The following is a 16,485-nucleotide window of genomic DNA, read 5'->3' as shown; positions in this document are numbered from 1 at the left end:
AGTGTTGGGAGGATGTCACGAAACTTGGCAGTTCGGCATAACTCTATTTTACGGATTGGGAATTTTACGGATTGGGAGGAAGACCAAAAGCAACATTATCATCCATAATGTAGGGCGTTAGCATGAAGACCACCTCATTGCGCTCGTTATTCACACTCTGAGAGCGGAACAAAGCACCCAAAAGAGGCAAGTCGCCTAGGAAAGGCACTTTTTGAACCTCAACGATGTCCCTGTCTTGAATGAGGCCAGCAATAATAAAGGTTTGCCCATCTCTTAACCTGAGCTGAGATGCTTCCAGCCGCCTCCTGTCAATATTGAAAAGTAGAATGCCTGCGAAGTCTCCACCTTCCAATCTTTGAAGGGGTACAGGAATGGAGATTTCCGGCTGAATGGTCAGGGTGACAAACCCATTGTCATCTATCCTAACTTCTGAGACGTCAAGGATAACCCCAGCATCCTCCCGCTGCAAACGCTGAGTCCTAGTTGGAGGCTGGTTTTCACCCTGGGGTATGGCGATGGTTTCAACGTTAACAGGCACGCTGGTTGCAATGCTAATTCGACTGGATCCGCCATCTGCCACCACAACTTTGGGGTCAGTTAGAATTTTTCCAGTTCCATCTTGTATTGCAGACTGCACTCTTAGAGCCAAAGACTGCTGCAGCCGGTTGAGAGTGTTAAATATTCCCGTGATGGATCCTGATGGGCCTTCAGGGCCGATAGAGCTTACCGAGGATCCCGCAGGTTGATTGAGCGGTTGACCACCAAAATTGGCGTTTCCCAAGGTTCCAAGGGCAAAGTTGCCAGATGCCCCTCCCAAGTTAACTGATAAGCTTTCGTTTTTGTTCAAGCGAATATCAACTGCTCTCAGGGAAATCAAAACCTGTCGCCGACGCACATCCAATTGGGCAATCTGAGCAGCCGCGATGTCCTGCTGCCGCGAGTTGCCGATCACCGTAATGGAGTTGGTGCGCTCGTCCACAACGAATTGGGCACCGGGAGCAACGGCGTTCAAAACTTCTTCCAGCCGACTGGCCAAATCGGCGGCGACTGCCTGATTCACGCGGTAATTGCGCACCAGGATCCCAGTCACCCCTGGCAGGTTTTGTCCAACAAATACGGTTTGGCCCCTTCGCTGGGCCTGCAACTGTTTTAGCCGCAAGATAAAGTTGAATGTCTCCTGTAAGGGCGAGTCTTGCACATCCAGAGAGATGGTTAGATCGGGTGGGACGTCGTTGAGCACCACATTCAACCCTGCTCGCCGCACCAACAAGCTCAGCACATCGCCCACAGGAGCATCTTTCAAGGTCAAGCTAATCCTGGCATTGGATCCGAGATCCACTGTAGGTGGATCAGGCAGGATTGTGCCAACGGCAATATCTCCGGCAGGAGGAGCCACAGCTCTCCCCTGAAAAGGAGATTCGGTGGGCAAACTTCCCGGCGGCAATTGAGGTTGGTTGAGCTGGCCCACAGGGGGGACCTGAGAAATCACGGGTGCAGCAGGAACAGCAGGTGCAGGAGGAGCCGCTTGAGTTGTCTGCGGAGGGGCAGGGTTTTGAGCGACCGGTTGGGAGGCAGGGGCAGGAGCTGCGGGCTGAGGAACAGGAGCCACGGGCTGAGGTCGGTTTAGTGACGCCGGTTGGCCGGGCGCTACTGGGTTGGACGAGGGTTGAGGGGGAACCGCCGCTAGGGGGGCCGGTGGAGCAGAGGGTAGGCCCTCAAAGTCGAAGACCAACTGCGTCGGGCTGCGCCGAGCCAGCAAGCCTTGGGGAGCTGCGGCCACACCGGCTATTTCTATCCGCACGCTGTCGTTGCTCAACTGCCAGGCCTCAATGAAGCGCACCCCCGGCAGGGGAGACTCTTGGCGATAGCGGCCCTGGCTTCCGCTCAATTGAGCATTGGTGATGTCCCCGATCCAAGATTGTCCCTGCTGGGTAAAGAACACCTGTGGGCGAGCGCCCCCTTCGGTGTTGATCTCCAACTGCATGCGGTTGCCGTTGGGCACCAGGCGGATATCTGTGATGCGGCTGAGGCGTTGCAGGTTTGCGGAGGTCAACTGTTGAGCGGCTGCCTCATTGACCCGGCTTTCTAAGGCCAATGGGGGCAGGGACAGGATCAAGCCCAACGCACACCCATAAGCAACTCGACGGTTCATCATCCTCACACCTCACTCCTTCACCCAGTCGTATTCTTGCTTCACCTCGCCACGGGTGCCTTTGGCCTCGTTCACCCCGTGCTTCCCTAATCAAAGCCGAAATCTCGGACTTTGCCACTACCTGTAGCCGTTTCGGAAGAAATTTTTCCCAGATCTTCGATTCGGCAACACTATCCGTGCTGAACCGGCGGTTGTTCCCGTCTTCTGAAAACCAGAGGGGATCCCGCACTGGCAGGATCCCCCCCTGAGTCAAGGCATGGCTGGGCTACTGACCAGGTGACGTTTGCCCTTCAGGTGCAGGAGCAGTGCCCAACGGAACGTCCTTGTTGTAGATGTAGGCAATCAAATCAAAAGCAGCGTCCAGCTCCCCTGTGTCTTGAACAGGATTTAAGCTGATGTTGCTCACCCGGAACAATGTGCGCAGACGCTCTATATCTCCCATCAGATTGATCAGCTCCGTATAGGGGCCACGCAGAGCAACGCGGGTGGTTTGCACTTGGATGGCGGGAGCGATGATCCCAGGCACTTCCGGATTGGCCGAAGACGCTGGAGTCAGTGGAGAAGGGCTAAAGCTGCGCAGCTCGCTGTTGGGCTGCCCTCGCACCAGCCGGTTGAGATCCAGCAGTTGCGTGTCGGCATTCTCGGGGGTGGAGAGCAGGGCACTGATCTGTTCCCGCTCCACGCGAGCTCTCTCGACCTGATTGGGCACATCTTGCAAACTGGCAATCTGGCTCTTTATGTCCTGCAACTGGGTGGTTTTGTTGGCTACCTCCCTTTCCAAAGCCTGTACCTCCTCGATCAAGGGGCGAAGTTGGGTGAAGGCCAGAAACCCCGCCGCGCCTAGCCCTGTGATCCCGATTAAAAGACCAATTCGAATGGGGGTCAGCTCCACGCCCAGCAGTACCGGCGGCCCTGCCGGGGGAACCACCAGTTGTTCGTCGGGAAAACCTTCAACCGATCCAGTCATCAGTTCGCCTCCACTCGACGCGAAATGCGGATCTTTTCAACCAAGCCTATCGCTCCCCGCTGCTCCAGCTCGCGGGTAAATTCTGGGTCGGGATCCCCCAGGGTACGGATGGTTACGGTTATGCCGTAGGTAACGCTGGGCTCGGTTAGGTCTGTGCCGTCCACCCGGGAGCTGCTGTTCAGGACGGCGCTGGTAACAAAGTTGGAATCCAGCAGGGTGAGCAAAAAGTCGTTCACCAGGGGAAAGTCCAGCGCCCCTCCTTGGATATTGACGGTATCCCCGGAAGCGCTGATGTTGGTTATCCATACCCCCTGGCCGGGGATCTTGCGCCGCAGCTCTTCCAAGATGGCCGACCAAGGCTGGACGGATCTCAGAAAGGAGCGGAACCCTTCCGTTTGGGCGCGAATGGTTTGCAGCTCTTGATTGGCATTCTGCAGCTGGGACAACTCAGCATTGGCTGTGCTGAGCTCACTGTCAAGGCGAGCCCGCTCCGCCCTCAAGGTTTCTCTCTGGCGGGAAAAGCTGTCTTGGAAATACCAAAAAGCTCCCATCGCTACAGCAGCAACAGCAACCCCCAGGCCAATGGCCGGGATCCAATTCTGGGATCCCTCTGCAGCCTCAGCTGCGACTACTGCTCCCCCACCTGTTCGAGCTGTGGTGAGGACATCCGGCCTTTCTTTGAGGAAATTGATCTCCGGTGTGTACATCTCTTTAACCGCCTTGTGCGCTATTCCATCGGTTGGGCGAGCTTGCGCTGCCTGCTGCCGCTACTTGGTGTCTTCCCGCAGCGCCAACCCCAGGGCCACTCCCATTGCTGGGCGTTCCTCCAGGGGCAGTTCCACTGAATCCGGCACGACAATGTTGCCAAAGGGATCCGCCAACTCCACCGCCACGCTCAACGACTGAGATAAGAAGCCGTCGATTTGGCCGATGCTTGCCCCAGTTCCGGCCAGCAGTACTTTCACCACAGGCGAGCTGCTTTCTGTGCTCGTAAAGAAGTCGATGGAGCGCTTCAGTTCATCCGCCAAATCGGAGACAACGCGCGTTACTGCTGCTACACCGGGATTGCTGGGCGCTGGCTGTTCTCCCGTGGCCAAAATATCGGTGGGGTTGATCAAGGGTAACCTCAGAGTTCGCAACAGGTCGCCGGTGCGGCTAAGCGGCAGATTCAGGGATTGGGCCAGCACCTGCCGCATGTGGATGGTGCCGATGTTGACGGTGCGGGTAAATTGCGGGATCCCGTTCACCAAAATGCTGATCTCGCTGCTGTCGTAGCCGATGGAGCTGAGCAACACGGCCTCTTGGGGGCCGTACTGGATTAGCTGATCGCGGATGGTGCGAATGAGGGAGAAGCTGGCCAGCTCCACACAGCGCACCTGCAAATTGGCTGCCTGCAGCACCTCCAGGTAGTTGTCCACCACCTCTTTGGGGATGGCCACCAGCAAGACTTCGATGCGCTCAATGCCATCCTGGGAAAGATCGAGACCCAAGGGCTGGTAGTCGACATCCGCCTGATCCCGCGGATAGGGAATGTAAAGTTCGGCCTCCTGCTCCAAAACCACCCGGCGCAGCTCATCGGCGGGTAGGTCGGCAGGCAGGCGAATGAGACGAACGATGGCCTCCCTTACGGGCACTGCTGTGGCTGCCGGCAGGTTGGTGGGTACCTTGTTTTCATTGAGCAAATTCATCAGGATCAAGCCAACTGTGCTCGGATCGAGGATGCGTCCTTCGACCATCGCCCCTTCTGGCATGTCCACGCTGTGGTAGTGGGCCAGACGATAGCGACCATTGCCCTGCTTTTTCAGTTGGGCAACGGCGATGCGCTCGGGGTTGATGTCCACCCCAAGCATGGTTCGGGTTTTGGAGCCACCGAAAAAGCTAAACACACCGGGAAACCCCGCCCTTTGCGCTACTGCTAGAGGCATACTACCCAATTTGTAGGTGGGTTACCACTGTTCGCCATTGGCCGCGGGGAAATCCTTGTCTGGGCCGATCCCTCCCTGCCAGCCGCAAGTGCAGGGCTTGCGCGGTGTTGAGCGGTGTTGGAAATTCGCTTGACTCAACGGGTCTGTTGCCGGGCCCACTCACGGAACTGTTGTAACCGCTCACAACCCTTCTTCCTCGAGGGCCTGGACGTTTTGCACAATCCGGGAGAGCTCGTTTTTCTCATCCACATTGATGCGGGTCGGGGATCCGCTGATGATGCGCTCGTAGCCCCGGAAGGAATCGCGGATTTGAATGCCCGCATTGGAGATCAGGTACTCGCGGATCCCTTTGTCGTGCCAGGATCCCCGCATTTTGAAGACGTTGAGGGCGCGGGCCATTTCTCCGCGGATCTCCACGTATTGCAGCAGGATGATCGTGTCGGTGATGGTGGAAATATGGGATTCGGTGATGGAATGGGATCCCATGAATTGGTCGGTGGTGTTGGTGAAAAAGCCGGTGATCTCCTCCTGCTTGGCCAGGCCAGTTACCCCGATTACAAACTGGCGGAAGGCATTTTGGCTCACTCCCCGCGCCAGGGCTGACAGGGAGTCGATGGCCATGCGGGAGGGCTTGAAGGCCATCATCTCGGTTTTGATCTTCTGCAGGTGGTCTTCCAGGCCGGCAGATTCTGGGTAGGCGCAGATGATCTTGAGGAGGCCCTGCCGCTCGAACTCTTCCAGGTCAATGCCCCAGGAGGAGGCGTTGCGGGACAGCTGCGCCCGCGACTCTTCGTAGGCAAAGAGAATGCAGCGTTCCCCATCCAGGCAGCCCCGCTCCAGGAATTTGCTCACCAGCGAGGTTTTGCCCGTGCCGGTGGCGCCGGTGGCCAAAATAATCGAGTCTTTGAAGAAGCCGCCGCCGCACATTTCGTCCAGCTTCTCGATGCCGGAGGAGACCCGCACGTTGGAGGAGCGCTGCGTCAGCTGCATGGCTCCCAAGGGGAAGATGTTGATCCCGTCGTTGGTGATGGTGAAGGGATATTCCCCCTTCATGTGGGTGGTGCCCCGCAGCTTCAAGATCTCGATGGTGCGCCGCCGTTTCTCTCCCTCCAGGATGTTGCGTAGGATCACCACGTTATCGGAGACGAATTCCTCTACGCCGTAGCGGGCGATGGGGCCGTACTCGTCGGTGCGCTCCGTGGTCATGACGGTGGTGACGTTGGCCTGCTTGAGGCGGGCCGTCAGGCGGAACAGCTCCCGCCGCACCACACCGGCAGGGTCGTATTGCTGAAAGATGGCTGTCACTGAGTCGATGGAGACCCGCTTGGCTTTGTATTTGCGAATGGCGTACTGGATGCGCTCGATGAGGGCCGACAAATCAAAGTTGCCGCTCACCTCATAGCCTTCGGGATCGGGGGAGGCATCCAGGATAAACAGTTGGCCCCTGTCGATGAGGGCCTGCAGATCCCAGCCAAAGCTGGAGGCATTGCGAATGATATCGGCGGGGGTTTCCTCAAAGGTGACGAAGATCCCCGGCTCTTGATACTTCACGATGCCGTTGTAAAGGAACTGCATGGCAAACAGGGTTTTGCCGGTGCCGGAGGTGCCGCTGACCAAGGTGGTGCGTCCCAGGGGTAGCCCACCGTGACTGATGTCTTCAAAGCCCTCAATGCCCGTCTGTTTTTTGGGGATCCCTCGCAGCTCTGAGAGATCCGCCCGGTGGTTGTCTGGGGTTGGTTCGGTGGAGTCCTCTGCGGTGTTATCTTGTGGCTTTTCTGGCTCAGAAGGCCCCAATGACTGGTTCATCCCACTCTCCTTGCTCCTGCAGCCTGTCTCAAGCCTCTTCGTCCAATTCTTCGTAGAGCAGATCCAGGCCGATGAGCACTTTCTCGCGGTTGGACAGATCGCCAATAATCTTCCGCACCGGTGGCGGCAGGATTTTGGCCAAGGTCGGCGTTGCCAAGATCTTATCTTCCTCTGCCAGTTGCGGATTTTTCAAGACATCGATCACCTTCAGGCTGTACACGCCGCGGAACTCCTTTTCCAAGATGTCTTGCAAGGTGCTGAGGGCACGCAGAGAATTGGGGGTGTTGCCCGCCACGTAGAGCTTGAGAACATAGGCTTTGCGAGTGGACATATCTAAGGATCCCTTGGAGCGGTTTTGGGAATGGAGCGGCGGTACATTTCGCTCAGGTGGGCCATCACATCGATCAGGGTAAGGCGGTAATCCAGCAGGATCTCTTCGCTGCGGCCTTCCAGCTTCAATTGTTTGGCAAAGTCTTCCATCAAGTTCATGTGCAGCTCCAGCAGTTGAGCAGCGCCGATATCGGCAAAAAAGGCCAAGGCCACCAGCTCGTCGATGCGGGCATTGACGGTCTCGGGAGATTGAAAATAGTCCAAGACGATTGCCTGGTAAAGGTTACGCAGCCGTCGCATGAGGGCTTGCTGCTCGTGGGGCGGGAGGCGACGGTAAAACAGCTCTGGGTCACGATGATAGTACACTCCGGCGTAGCCCAGCCGTTCCCGCAATTTCTCCGCCAGCCGCCGTTGTTGTTGGTTGCTGTAAGCCAGGTAGGGCTGATCGCTGGGATGCGCTGGGCCCTGCGGGAGGCCGCAGGTGGGAGACATCTGCAGAAACAAGGCGATGGCCCGATCCACCAGCAGCTCCAAGACGGAAGGGGATCCCGAAGCGGTACAGTCGGCCCGCACCTGCCCCTTCAGCTCCTGTGGCGAAATGGGACGGACGAGGGTGGCGTTGTGGTAGAAAAACTGCTCTCGCTTGAGCAATGCTTTCACCAAAGATGAGGTGGCAGGGATCTCTCCTTCCGTCTCCGGTGTTTCCTTTTGCAGGTGGGATTCTTCCAGCACAATCGCCAACACCGTCGGCAGCAGCAGTCCCCACGCGCAGAGCTGATTGCCCAGATCGTGCAGCTCTTGCAGCCGAGTGGGATCCACCAGGAGCACCAAGCAATCGACATGGCCGTCTTGTCTCCTGAGAGCCTCTAGGAAGGTAGCTTGATCCTGAAAACACTCGACAACAAAGCGTTCAGGGGGTAGCCAGTCCTCGCAAGCTAGGGGCTCTCCTGCTGGCGGCTCCCAATCCAGCAACAGGTTGATGCGCAGTGGATGGGTGTCAGGCAACAAGACAAAGGATGAAGATATATTTCCTATCTTAAATCTGACCGGGATCCGCGCTCACCGGCCAGAGGAAAAGAGCGGGAGAAAAACCTAAACTAGGGGTGAGTGAGCTGCTGCCGAGATCCCTATGGTGCCCCTGATCATCGACTGTGACCCTGGCCAAGACGATGCGGTGGCTCTGCTGCTGGCTATGGCGTCGCCAGAAGAGCTGCAATTGCTGGGCATTACCACGGTGGCTGGCAATGTCTCCTTGGACAAAACCAGCCGCAATGCTCGACAGATCTGTGAATTGGCCGGTCAGCCGCAGATGGGGGTGTATGCCGGCTGTCCCCGACCTCTCTTGCGCCCTCTGGAAACCGCCGAGCAGGTGCATGGCAAAACCGGGATCGACGGAGCGGATCTGCCGGAGCCCCAGATGCCTTTGGGATCCCAGCATGCAGTGCCCTATCTCATCGAGACGCTGATGGCTGCCCCTGAGCCGGTTACCTTGGCTTTGCTGGGCCCGATGACCAACTTGGCAGTGGCCCTGGTGCAGCAGCCTCGGATTGTGGAGCGCATCCAGCGGCTGGTGTTTATGGGGGGATCCGCCTTTGAGGGGAATGTTACCCCGGCAGCCGAGTTCAACATCCTCACCGATCCCCACGCCGCCCAGATCGTGCTCAGCGCCGGGATCCCGGAGGTGGTGATGCTGGGCTTGCACGTCACCCAACAGGTCCTCAGCACGCCGGAGCGGATTGAGCGCATCCGCGCCCTGGGCACCCGCGTTGGGCAGACGGTGGCCAATATGCTCACCTTTTACGGTAAGGTCGACGTAGAACGCTACGGGCTACCGGGAGGGCCATTGCACGACCCTTGTGTGATTGCCTATCTGTTACAGCCGCAGTTGTTCGAGCTCAAGCCCTGCTACGTCGAGGTGGAAACGGCTAGCCCCTTGAACCTGGGCCGGACGGTGGTGGATCGCTGGGGATCCAGTGGTCGCCTCGCCAATGTTCAGGTGGCTTTTGGGGTGGATGCCCAGGGGTTTTACCACCTGCTCACCGAGCGCCTGGGCCGTTACCGATAATTCTGATAGTTCTGATCCTTGAGGCCAGATCCGAAGGTGGAGAATCCCAGCGCCGTCCAACGTGCCAAGCTGGAGTGGGTGAACCTGCCCACCGCCGTCACCCTGCTGCGGCTGGCAGGGATCCCTTTTGTTTTGCTGGGCCTGAGCCTGCAGTCCCCCTGGGGAGAGAGATTGGCCCTCTGGGCTTTTTTGCTGGCGGCAGCAACCGATTGGCTGGATGGCCATTTGGCCCGCCGTTATGGCTTGGTAACCGATATGGGCAAGTTTTTGGATCCTCTGGTGGATAAGCTGCTGGTGTTGGCGCCGCTGCTGGGCCTGCTGGAACTGGGGCGGATCCCCGCTTGGGGCGTGTTTTTGCTGGTGGGGCGGGAGCTGGCCATCGCCGGCTGGCGGGTCAACCAAAGCCAAATCCGCGGTGCCAATTTCTGGGGCAAAGCCAAGACGGTAACCCAAATCCTGGCCATTGCTTTGCTGATTTTGGGGTGGCCGGGAGGGATCCCTTGTTTTTGGGTGGCGGTGGTTCTCACCCTGATCTCGGGCCTGACCTACCTGCACACCGATCATCCCCATCATGCGCAGTCACCCGGCAGGCCATAGCCCTTGTCAGATCCCCCCGCCCCTCGCCGACAGAGGAGCATGACTCTAGTCAATAATAAGCTCAACTATACTGAAAATAATGTATAATATGTTCAGTGCGGATTACTACCAGTTGATCTTTCTGTTTACTTTCGAGTCTGCCAACATGGTAGCCAAAGCAAAGCAGAAAATTGGTAGTAAGACGACACGGAAACTGCGCTTTGGGTATTCTACTCAAAGCTTTGCGGGATACCGCCATTCTGTTTGGACTCCGTCCCGCTAACGCGAATGGAAACAAACAGAATGCTATCGCTGCATAGTTGAACAGTGATGTTCAGCAGTGTTCAGCGTAAATGTATCAGACACCCCACCTGAGCAGCGCATCCTCGGCCTAGATCCAGGTCTGGGAACCATGGGTTTTGGTTGCATTCTGGCGGGATCTGCGGGGTTGAAACCTGTGGATTATGGGGTGATCAGCACCCCCAGCCAACACTCGATGCCGGAGCGGCTGCAAACGCTGCACGAGGATTTGAGCCAGTTGCTGCGCCAACTGCGCCCGCATCAGGTGGGGCTGGAAAAACTTTTTTTCTACAAAATGGGCAATACCATTGCCATCGCCCAAGCCCGTGGCGTGATCCTGCTCACCTTGGCCCAGCATCATCTGTTGCCGGTGGAGTTTACGCCCGCCCAAGTCAAGCAAAGTTTGACAGGCTACGGACGCGCCGACAAGCAGGCTGTACAAGCTGCCGTGGCCCGGGAACTCAACCTGCCCAGCTTGCCCCGCCCGGATGATGCCGCCGATGCCTTGGCGATTGCCATCACAGTCTGGCACCACCGCTTCTCTTGAGGGATCCCCTCCCTGTCAATCCCCTACCTTTAGCAGAGATAAATTAGCAGAGATAAAGATTGGCCAATAAAGATGGGCTAGACTCAGTACAGCAAGAAGCACAAGCCCTATGCCTTCTTCTTCCGTGGATGTTCGCGAGCTACCGCTGTTTCCCTTGCCGGAGGTGGTGCTGTTTCCGGGCCGACCTCTGCCGCTGCACATTTTCGAGTACCGCTACCGCATGATGATCAACACCATTCTGGAGACGGATCGCCGCTTTGGGGTGCTGATGTTCAATCCCCAGACGGGATCCCCAGTGCGGGTGGGCTGTTGTGCTGAGGTGTTGCAGGTGCAGCGATTGCCGGATGACCGCATGGACATTTTGACCTTGGGGCAGCAGCGCTTCCGCGTCTTGGATTACGTGCGGGAAAAACCCTTCCGGGTGGGGCTGGTGGAATGGATTGAGGATGAGCCGACCACCCCTTCCGATGACCTGCAGAGCTGGGTGCGCCAGGTTACCACTCTCCTTCAAGATGTGGTGCGTCTCTCGGGCAAGCTAATGGAGCGGGATGCACAGTTGCCGGAGCAGCTCCCCACCACCCCCATAGAACTGTCCTACTGGGTGGCTAGCCACTTCCATGGGGCCCCCCAAGAGCAGCAAGCTCTGCTGGAAATGGTCAGTACCGAAAGGCGGCTGCGCCGGGAAGCCGAAATTCTCGAGTCCACCCGCAAGCACTTGGCCGCCCGCACGGCCCTCAAGGATCTGTTCACGGAAATTTCCTGAGGTTCCTGTCAGTTGGTCAGGTCTGCTCCCATCTGTTCTGGTGGCTCTTGTGGACCTTTCCAGAGAGTGCCCTTTGCCTTGCTCGACCAGGCAGAGCAGAATGCTTCCCCCGGAAAGGTTGGGTATTTCTTGAGGATCCCTTCCCCGTTTTTCATGGCCTACGCTCGCCGCTACTTGCGCTTTCCCTCTCAGATCTTGGGCCGGGAAATGGAGATGCTCCACTTTGGGCATCACGGCTACCCGCTGATCTGTCTGCCCACCAGCAACGGGCGTTTTTTTGACGTGGAAGATCGCGGCATTATTGCCAGCCTCAGCCATCATCTGGAACAGGGCTATTTGCAGGCTTTTTGCGTGGAAACCCTGGATTGGGAGACCTTTTTCAACCGCGAGCTGGACTTGCCCCAACGTCGGGATCGTTGGCTGTTGTTGGAGCAGCACTGGGTAGAAGAGCTGATCCCCTACGCCAAGGCCGAGGCGCAAAATGAGTTTCTGGTGGTGGCTGGGTTTTCCCTGGGAGCTACCCATGCTGTCAACCTCACCTGTCGGCATCCCGGCTTGGTGCGCCGTTGCTTGGCCCTGGGGGGGCCCTACGATGTGGCCGCTCTCGGCTCCATCACCGGCTGGGATCCCCAACGGGCAGAGCAGGAGCTGTATTTCATCAACCCGCTGGCCTATATGTCCAACATGAGCCGGCAACTCTGGGATCACTTGGGCGGGCGCAACACCGAGCTGAAGCTGCTCACCGCTCGCCACGACCACTGCCTCAGCGACAATCTGCGCCTGGCAGAAGTGCTTAGCCGCAACAACATCCCCCATCAACTGGAGGTATGGGAGGGGAATCACGATTGGCCCACTTGGCAAGCGCAAATCCGCGCCTTCGCGTAGGATCCCTTGCAGGGAATAGCTTTTGACGAGAGAGCTTTGATGATTGAAGACTATTGGGTTGGCAGCCTGCACTTCAGCGAGCCTTTCGGGGACGATACTCTGGCTCGCCTCAACGCACTTCCCCCTGTTCAAGCTCGCAACGGCCAAACTTACAAGATCCGGGCCGAACATGTCACCATTCATGAGGTGAACCTGGATTACCGCACCAAGTATCGCTTGATCCTGGATCGCTTCAGCTACCTTTACCCCCAAGCCATCGGCCTATTCATGGGCTTTGCCTTTCGGGGGGTTTACCTCATCAACAACCCCTTTAGCTTTTATTACTACCTGCGCAACAAAGATGCTGCCTACATGGTGGTCAAAGAGCTGGGGATCTCCATCCCCAAAACTTACATTCTGCCCCCTAAAGAAGCCCCCGCATTGAAAGCAGAAGATTTTAAGTATCACAAGTTTTTCGATTGGCAGGGGATGGCGGAAGATCTGGGCTGGCCAATTGTGATTAAGCCGGCGGAGGGGCGAGAGGCCATTGGAGTAGAAATAGCCCACAACATGGAGCAGCTCCTCTATTTTTACGACCGCTCTGGATCTCAGGTGATGATGATCCAAGAGAAGGTCAAAACCCCTTACCCTTGGCAGATTCGCGCCCTCTGCATTGGCCGAAAAATCATCCCGATTAAGTACATCTTTCGTAAATTCGATGCTAGCGAGTATCTGTTCGATCCAGAATTTCTCACGCCGGAAATGGGCCAGAAAGTCATCAATACCTGTCGGATTATCAATCGAGTTTTGGGCTATGAAATGAACTCGGTGGAGCTATTTATCGACGAGCAGGGAGAGCTCCAGGCCATCGACTTTAACAATCCGGTGCCCGATGGGCGGCTCAAGGCTTTGGGAGAGATCTTCTACAACGATTACCAGCAGGCCCTTTGCGATTTGGTCTTGGACATCGTGCGGGAACAGCGTCCTTTCGACTTCCTGCCCCCAGATATCAACCGCTTTGCCCACATTGCCCGACGGGCCGATCTCACCCGCGAGCAGAAGTTTCAGATGGCTCTGGATTTGGCCAACCGTTACTACGAGCCCAGGGATCCCGATTAAAATCAAACCAGAACCCAAAAGTGTGGTTTTCCGCCGGAGAAGTTGTGGACGGGCAAAGGAGCAGCAGCGTGGTTTCCGACCCCGTTTCAGGGTGGTACGTGATCAAGCAGGCGCAGGGATCCTGCTAGGTGCTGCATTTGGCGGCGTTGAGTCGGCAGAAGCATTGGGGGCCTTTTCCCGGCCAAGCTGAGGCAATTGCACGGCGGGTTGGTCTGATCCGAGCAGGCAAATGTCAACCGGGTTGAAATGGCGCTGGTGCCACGATATTCGCGAGATCCCAGCAGGGGCCTGGCACGCCTTGCAAACGGAGCGCACCTCTCCTTTTTTGGAATACGAATGGTTGCACAGCCTAGAGAGCTCAGGTTGTGCCAGCCGCAGGACAGGGTGGCTGCCCTGTCACCTGTTGGTGGAGGCAGACGGCCAGTTGATTGCTGCTGCCCCCTTGTATTTGAAAAGCCACAGTCAAGGGGAGTTTGTCTTTGACCAAGAATGGGCTGCAGTTGCCGGCCAATTGGGGGAACGCTACTACCCGAAGTTAATCGGCATGGCCCCCTTCACCCCGGCCACGGGCTATCGCATCCTCGTCCATCCCGAGTATTCGGAAGCAGAGGTGTGGTCGTTGATGCTGGCAGCCATTGACCGGTTTTGCCAAGAGAAGGATATTTCGGTGTTTAGCTTGCTTTATGTAGATCTGGACTGGCGGACTCAATTGGAGTCGGATGGATTTACGCCCCGGATCACCCACAACTACCAGTGGCACAACCCCGGCTACCGCTCTTACGAAGACTTTTTGAGCCAGTTCAATGCCAACCAGCGGCGCAACATCAAGCGAGAGCGGGCTGCAATGGAAAAAAGCGGCCTAGAACTCAAGATTTACACAGGAGAGGAGATCACGCCCCGCCTGTTGTCTCTCATGTACGACTTTTACAGCAACACCTGCGCCCAATTTTGGAACTGGAGCAAATATCTCAATCGCCGCTTTTTCGAGTCTCTCTATCCCAACTATCGGGAGCGAGTTGTGCTGGTGGCCGGGGAACGGAATGCAGAAATTGTGGGGATGTCTTTTTGTATTCGTAAGGGAGATCGCCTGTTCGGGCGCTACTGGGGTTGTCGGGAGGAGGTGAAGTTTTTGCACTTTAACGTTTGCTACTACGAGCCCATTGCCCTCGCCATCCGAGAAGGGATCCGCAACTTTGATCCCGGCGCAGGGGGATCCCATAAGATTCGACGGGGATTTCCGGCCACGCCTGTGTACAGCTACCACCGCTTCTATAGCCGAAGGCTGCAACAGGTTTTGGTGCCCTACCTGAACCGGGTTAACCCTCTCATGTTGGCCGAGCTGGAGAACGTGAATCAAAACGAGGTTCCTTTTCGAGAAGATGTTTTGCCTTCTCTATCTGCTTTGACCAAGGAGTGAACCACTTCATTGGATGGGGTTTTCAATCCCGTAAGCAGTTGGCGGCTGACATGCTTTTTGCCTTGCTACAGCTTTTTCCGGCAATGCTGACTCCAGCCAACACGACCTGACCTATGGTTATAGTTATTTCGAATTTCGGCGAAACAGCCTAATGGAACATCCGATCCCTTCCGGCCTTCCTGATCCCGTCAAACCTGGGGATCTTTTGATGTTGGAGATCACGGCCCTGACCCCCCAGGGAGATGGCATTGCCCACACGGTAGGACTTGGACAAGGGCGAGTGGTGTTTGTGTCCCAGGCGGTGCCCGGGGATCAGGTGGTGGCCCAAATAACCGAGATCAAGCGCAACTACTTGGTCGGGCGAATTCGGTCGCTGATTTCTCCCTCTCCCCAACGGGTGCGACCAGCCTGCATTGTGGCGGACAAATGTGGTGGCTGCCAATGGCAACATGTCAGCTATGCCCAGCAATTGGCCACCAAGCAGCAAATCCTCAGGGATGCACTGGAGCGGATTGGCGGTCTGACTCTGCCGCAGCCTGTCCCTATTTTGGGATCCCAGCAGCCGCTGCGCTATCGCAACAAGGTCACCTACCCCATAACCAAACCGGAGGGCCAGCCATTGCGCATGGGCTACTACCAACGGGGCAGCCACCGCTTGGTGAACCTCAACCAATGCCCCGTGCAAGACGAGCGGCTGGATGTGTTCCTGAGGGAAATCAAGCGGGATCTCCAAGAAACGGGCTGGAGTGTCTACGACGAAAGTCGTCACCAAGGTCATCTCCGCCACTTGGGTTTGCGCATCGGTCGCCGTACCCGCGAGGTGCTCCTGACCTTGGTCAGTTGCAGTCGTCGCCTGCCCCATCTGGAAAGCTGGGCCGAACGCTGGATGCAGCGCTACCCTGACCTGGTGGGGGTCTGTCTCAATCTCAACTCGGCCCGCACCAATGCCATCTTCGGCCCGGAGACTGAGGTGATTGCCGGTCGGGGGTCTTTGCGGGAGGAATTTGCCGGTTTTTCCCTCTGGATCGACAGCACCTCTTTCTTCCAGGTCAACACAGAGCAAGCAGAAGCCTTTTTTACCTGGATAGCCGACCAACTGAACCTGCGGGGAGAGGAAACCATCCTGGATGCCTACTGTGGCATCGGCACCTTAACCTTGCTGCTGGCGCAACGGGCGAAACGGGCGATGGGGGTGGAAGCTTTGCCGGAAGCGGTGGCCCAAGCCCGCTACAATGCCCAGTTCAACGGTATCGCCTCAGCCCAATTTTTCCAGGGCACGGTGGAACAGGTTTTGCCGACCCTGCCCCCTGCCGACATTGTGGTGCTGGATCCGCCGCGGCGCGGCTGCGACCGCCAAGTGCTCGAGACCCTAAAGCTGCGACGACCACCACGCATCGTCTACATTAGCTGTCACCCTGCCACTTTGGCGCGAGACTTGCAGATCCTACTGGCAGAGGGATCCTATTGCCTTACCCAATGGCGGGCGGCTGACTTCTTTCCCCAAACCGGGCATGTGGAGGGGGTGGCCTTTTTGGAGCGAGTTTGAAGAGTACGCACCCTGACCAAAAGGCGCGGCAAGCCCCGTCCTTCAGGGCAGGGAAGGATAGCGCCGACCGTAGCCGACGCCCTTTAAAAACGCAGTGCCGGCCATGTG

Annotated in this window: 15 protein-coding genes; 8 read left to right on the top strand and 7 right to left on the bottom strand. The window is 57.2% G+C overall.

The genetic code is table 11. The annotated features are described in order from the left end of the window. Positions 1-64: 64 nt before the first annotated feature. From ACVWXE_RS05845 to ACVWXE_RS05815, 7 genes are all read right to left on the bottom strand, one after another. Positions 65-2,152, bottom strand: coding sequence for an AMIN domain-containing protein (locus ACVWXE_RS05845; RefSeq protein WP_457489814.1), 2,088 nt, complete (start codon positions 2,150-2,152; stop codon positions 65-67). A gap of 265 nt (positions 2,153-2,417) precedes the next feature. Then, positions 2,418-3,119 (bottom strand): hypothetical protein, encoded by a 702-nt coding sequence (locus tag ACVWXE_RS05840; protein ID WP_457489813.1) that lies wholly within the window; start codon positions 3,117-3,119, stop codon positions 2,418-2,420. Next, entirely contained in the window at positions 3,119-3,826 is a 708-nt protein-coding gene (locus ACVWXE_RS05835; RefSeq protein WP_457489812.1) for a PilN domain-containing protein, read from the bottom strand. The genes ACVWXE_RS05840 and ACVWXE_RS05835 overlap by 1 nt, the downstream gene beginning before the upstream one ends. Positions 3,827-3,886: 60 nt before the next feature. Continuing rightward, a complete protein-coding gene (gene pilM, locus ACVWXE_RS05830) occupies positions 3,887-5,044 on the bottom strand; it encodes a type IV pilus biogenesis protein PilM (RefSeq protein WP_238376866.1) in 1,158 nt (385 codons plus the stop codon). A gap of 180 nt (positions 5,045-5,224) precedes the next feature. Further along, positions 5,225-6,850: a circadian clock protein KaiC gene (gene kaiC, locus ACVWXE_RS05825; RefSeq protein WP_011432142.1), complete on the bottom strand. Its 1,626-nt coding sequence runs from the start codon at positions 6,848-6,850 to the stop codon at positions 5,225-5,227. 28 nt (positions 6,851-6,878) lie between these two features. Next, entirely contained in the window at positions 6,879-7,181 is a 303-nt protein-coding gene (kaiB, locus tag ACVWXE_RS05820; RefSeq protein ID WP_011430723.1) for a circadian clock protein KaiB, read from the bottom strand. Between the two features lie 2 nt (positions 7,182-7,183). Then, on the bottom strand, positions 7,184-8,188 hold the full coding sequence (locus tag ACVWXE_RS05815) for a circadian clock protein KaiA (RefSeq protein ID WP_414343474.1): 1,005 nt from the start codon (positions 8,186-8,188) through the stop codon (positions 7,184-7,186). A 121-nt stretch (positions 8,189-8,309) separates the two neighbouring features. On the opposite strand from ACVWXE_RS05815, the gene ACVWXE_RS05810 reads away from it, so the two are divergent. The 8 genes from ACVWXE_RS05810 (at position 8,310) to rlmD (ending at position 16,377) form a co-directional block, all read left to right on the top strand. Continuing rightward, positions 8,310-9,245: a nucleoside hydrolase gene (locus tag ACVWXE_RS05810; RefSeq protein ID WP_414382892.1), complete on the top strand. Its 936-nt coding sequence runs from the start codon at positions 8,310-8,312 to the stop codon at positions 9,243-9,245. Positions 9,246-9,323: 78 nt separating this feature from the next. Next, positions 9,324-9,842, top strand: a complete 519-nt coding sequence (gene pgsA, locus ACVWXE_RS05805) for a CDP-diacylglycerol--glycerol-3-phosphate 3-phosphatidyltransferase (protein ID WP_457384968.1) — start codon at positions 9,324-9,326, stop codon at positions 9,840-9,842. A 319-nt stretch (positions 9,843-10,161) separates the two neighbouring features. Further along, positions 10,162-10,668 carry a crossover junction endodeoxyribonuclease RuvC gene (gene ruvC, locus ACVWXE_RS05800; protein WP_011432146.1) on the top strand — a complete coding sequence of 169 codons (507 nt, stop codon included), beginning with the start codon at positions 10,162-10,164 and terminating at the stop codon, positions 10,666-10,668. Between the two features lie 109 nt (positions 10,669-10,777). Further along, on the top strand, positions 10,778-11,431 hold the full coding sequence (locus tag ACVWXE_RS05795; protein ID WP_011432147.1) for an LON peptidase substrate-binding domain-containing protein: 654 nt from the start codon (positions 10,778-10,780) through the stop codon (positions 11,429-11,431). Positions 11,432-11,497: 66 nt separating this feature from the next. Further along, complete coding sequence (locus ACVWXE_RS05790; RefSeq protein WP_457489811.1) at positions 11,498-12,316, top strand: alpha/beta hydrolase-fold protein; 819 nt, start codon at positions 11,498-11,500, stop codon at positions 12,314-12,316. A gap of 39 nt (positions 12,317-12,355) precedes the next feature. After that, positions 12,356-13,414 carry an ATP-grasp domain-containing protein gene (locus tag ACVWXE_RS05785; RefSeq protein WP_414350608.1) on the top strand — a complete coding sequence of 353 codons (1,059 nt, stop codon included), beginning with the start codon at positions 12,356-12,358 and terminating at the stop codon, positions 13,412-13,414. Between the two features lie 229 nt (positions 13,415-13,643). Continuing rightward, positions 13,644-14,831 (top strand): GNAT family N-acetyltransferase, encoded by a 1,188-nt coding sequence (locus ACVWXE_RS05780; RefSeq protein WP_414428191.1) that lies wholly within the window; start codon positions 13,644-13,646, stop codon positions 14,829-14,831. Between the two features lie 151 nt (positions 14,832-14,982). Continuing rightward, entirely contained in the window at positions 14,983-16,377 is a 1,395-nt protein-coding gene (rlmD, locus tag ACVWXE_RS05775; protein ID WP_457489810.1) for a 23S rRNA (uracil(1939)-C(5))-methyltransferase RlmD, read from the top strand. Positions 16,378-16,485: the final 108 nt, after the last annotated feature.

This window comes from Thermostichus sp. MS-CIW-41, from assembly GCF_054058915.1.
The sequence above is the reverse complement of the archived record's forward strand: the minus strand, read 5'-3'. Positions and strand labels throughout refer to the sequence as shown.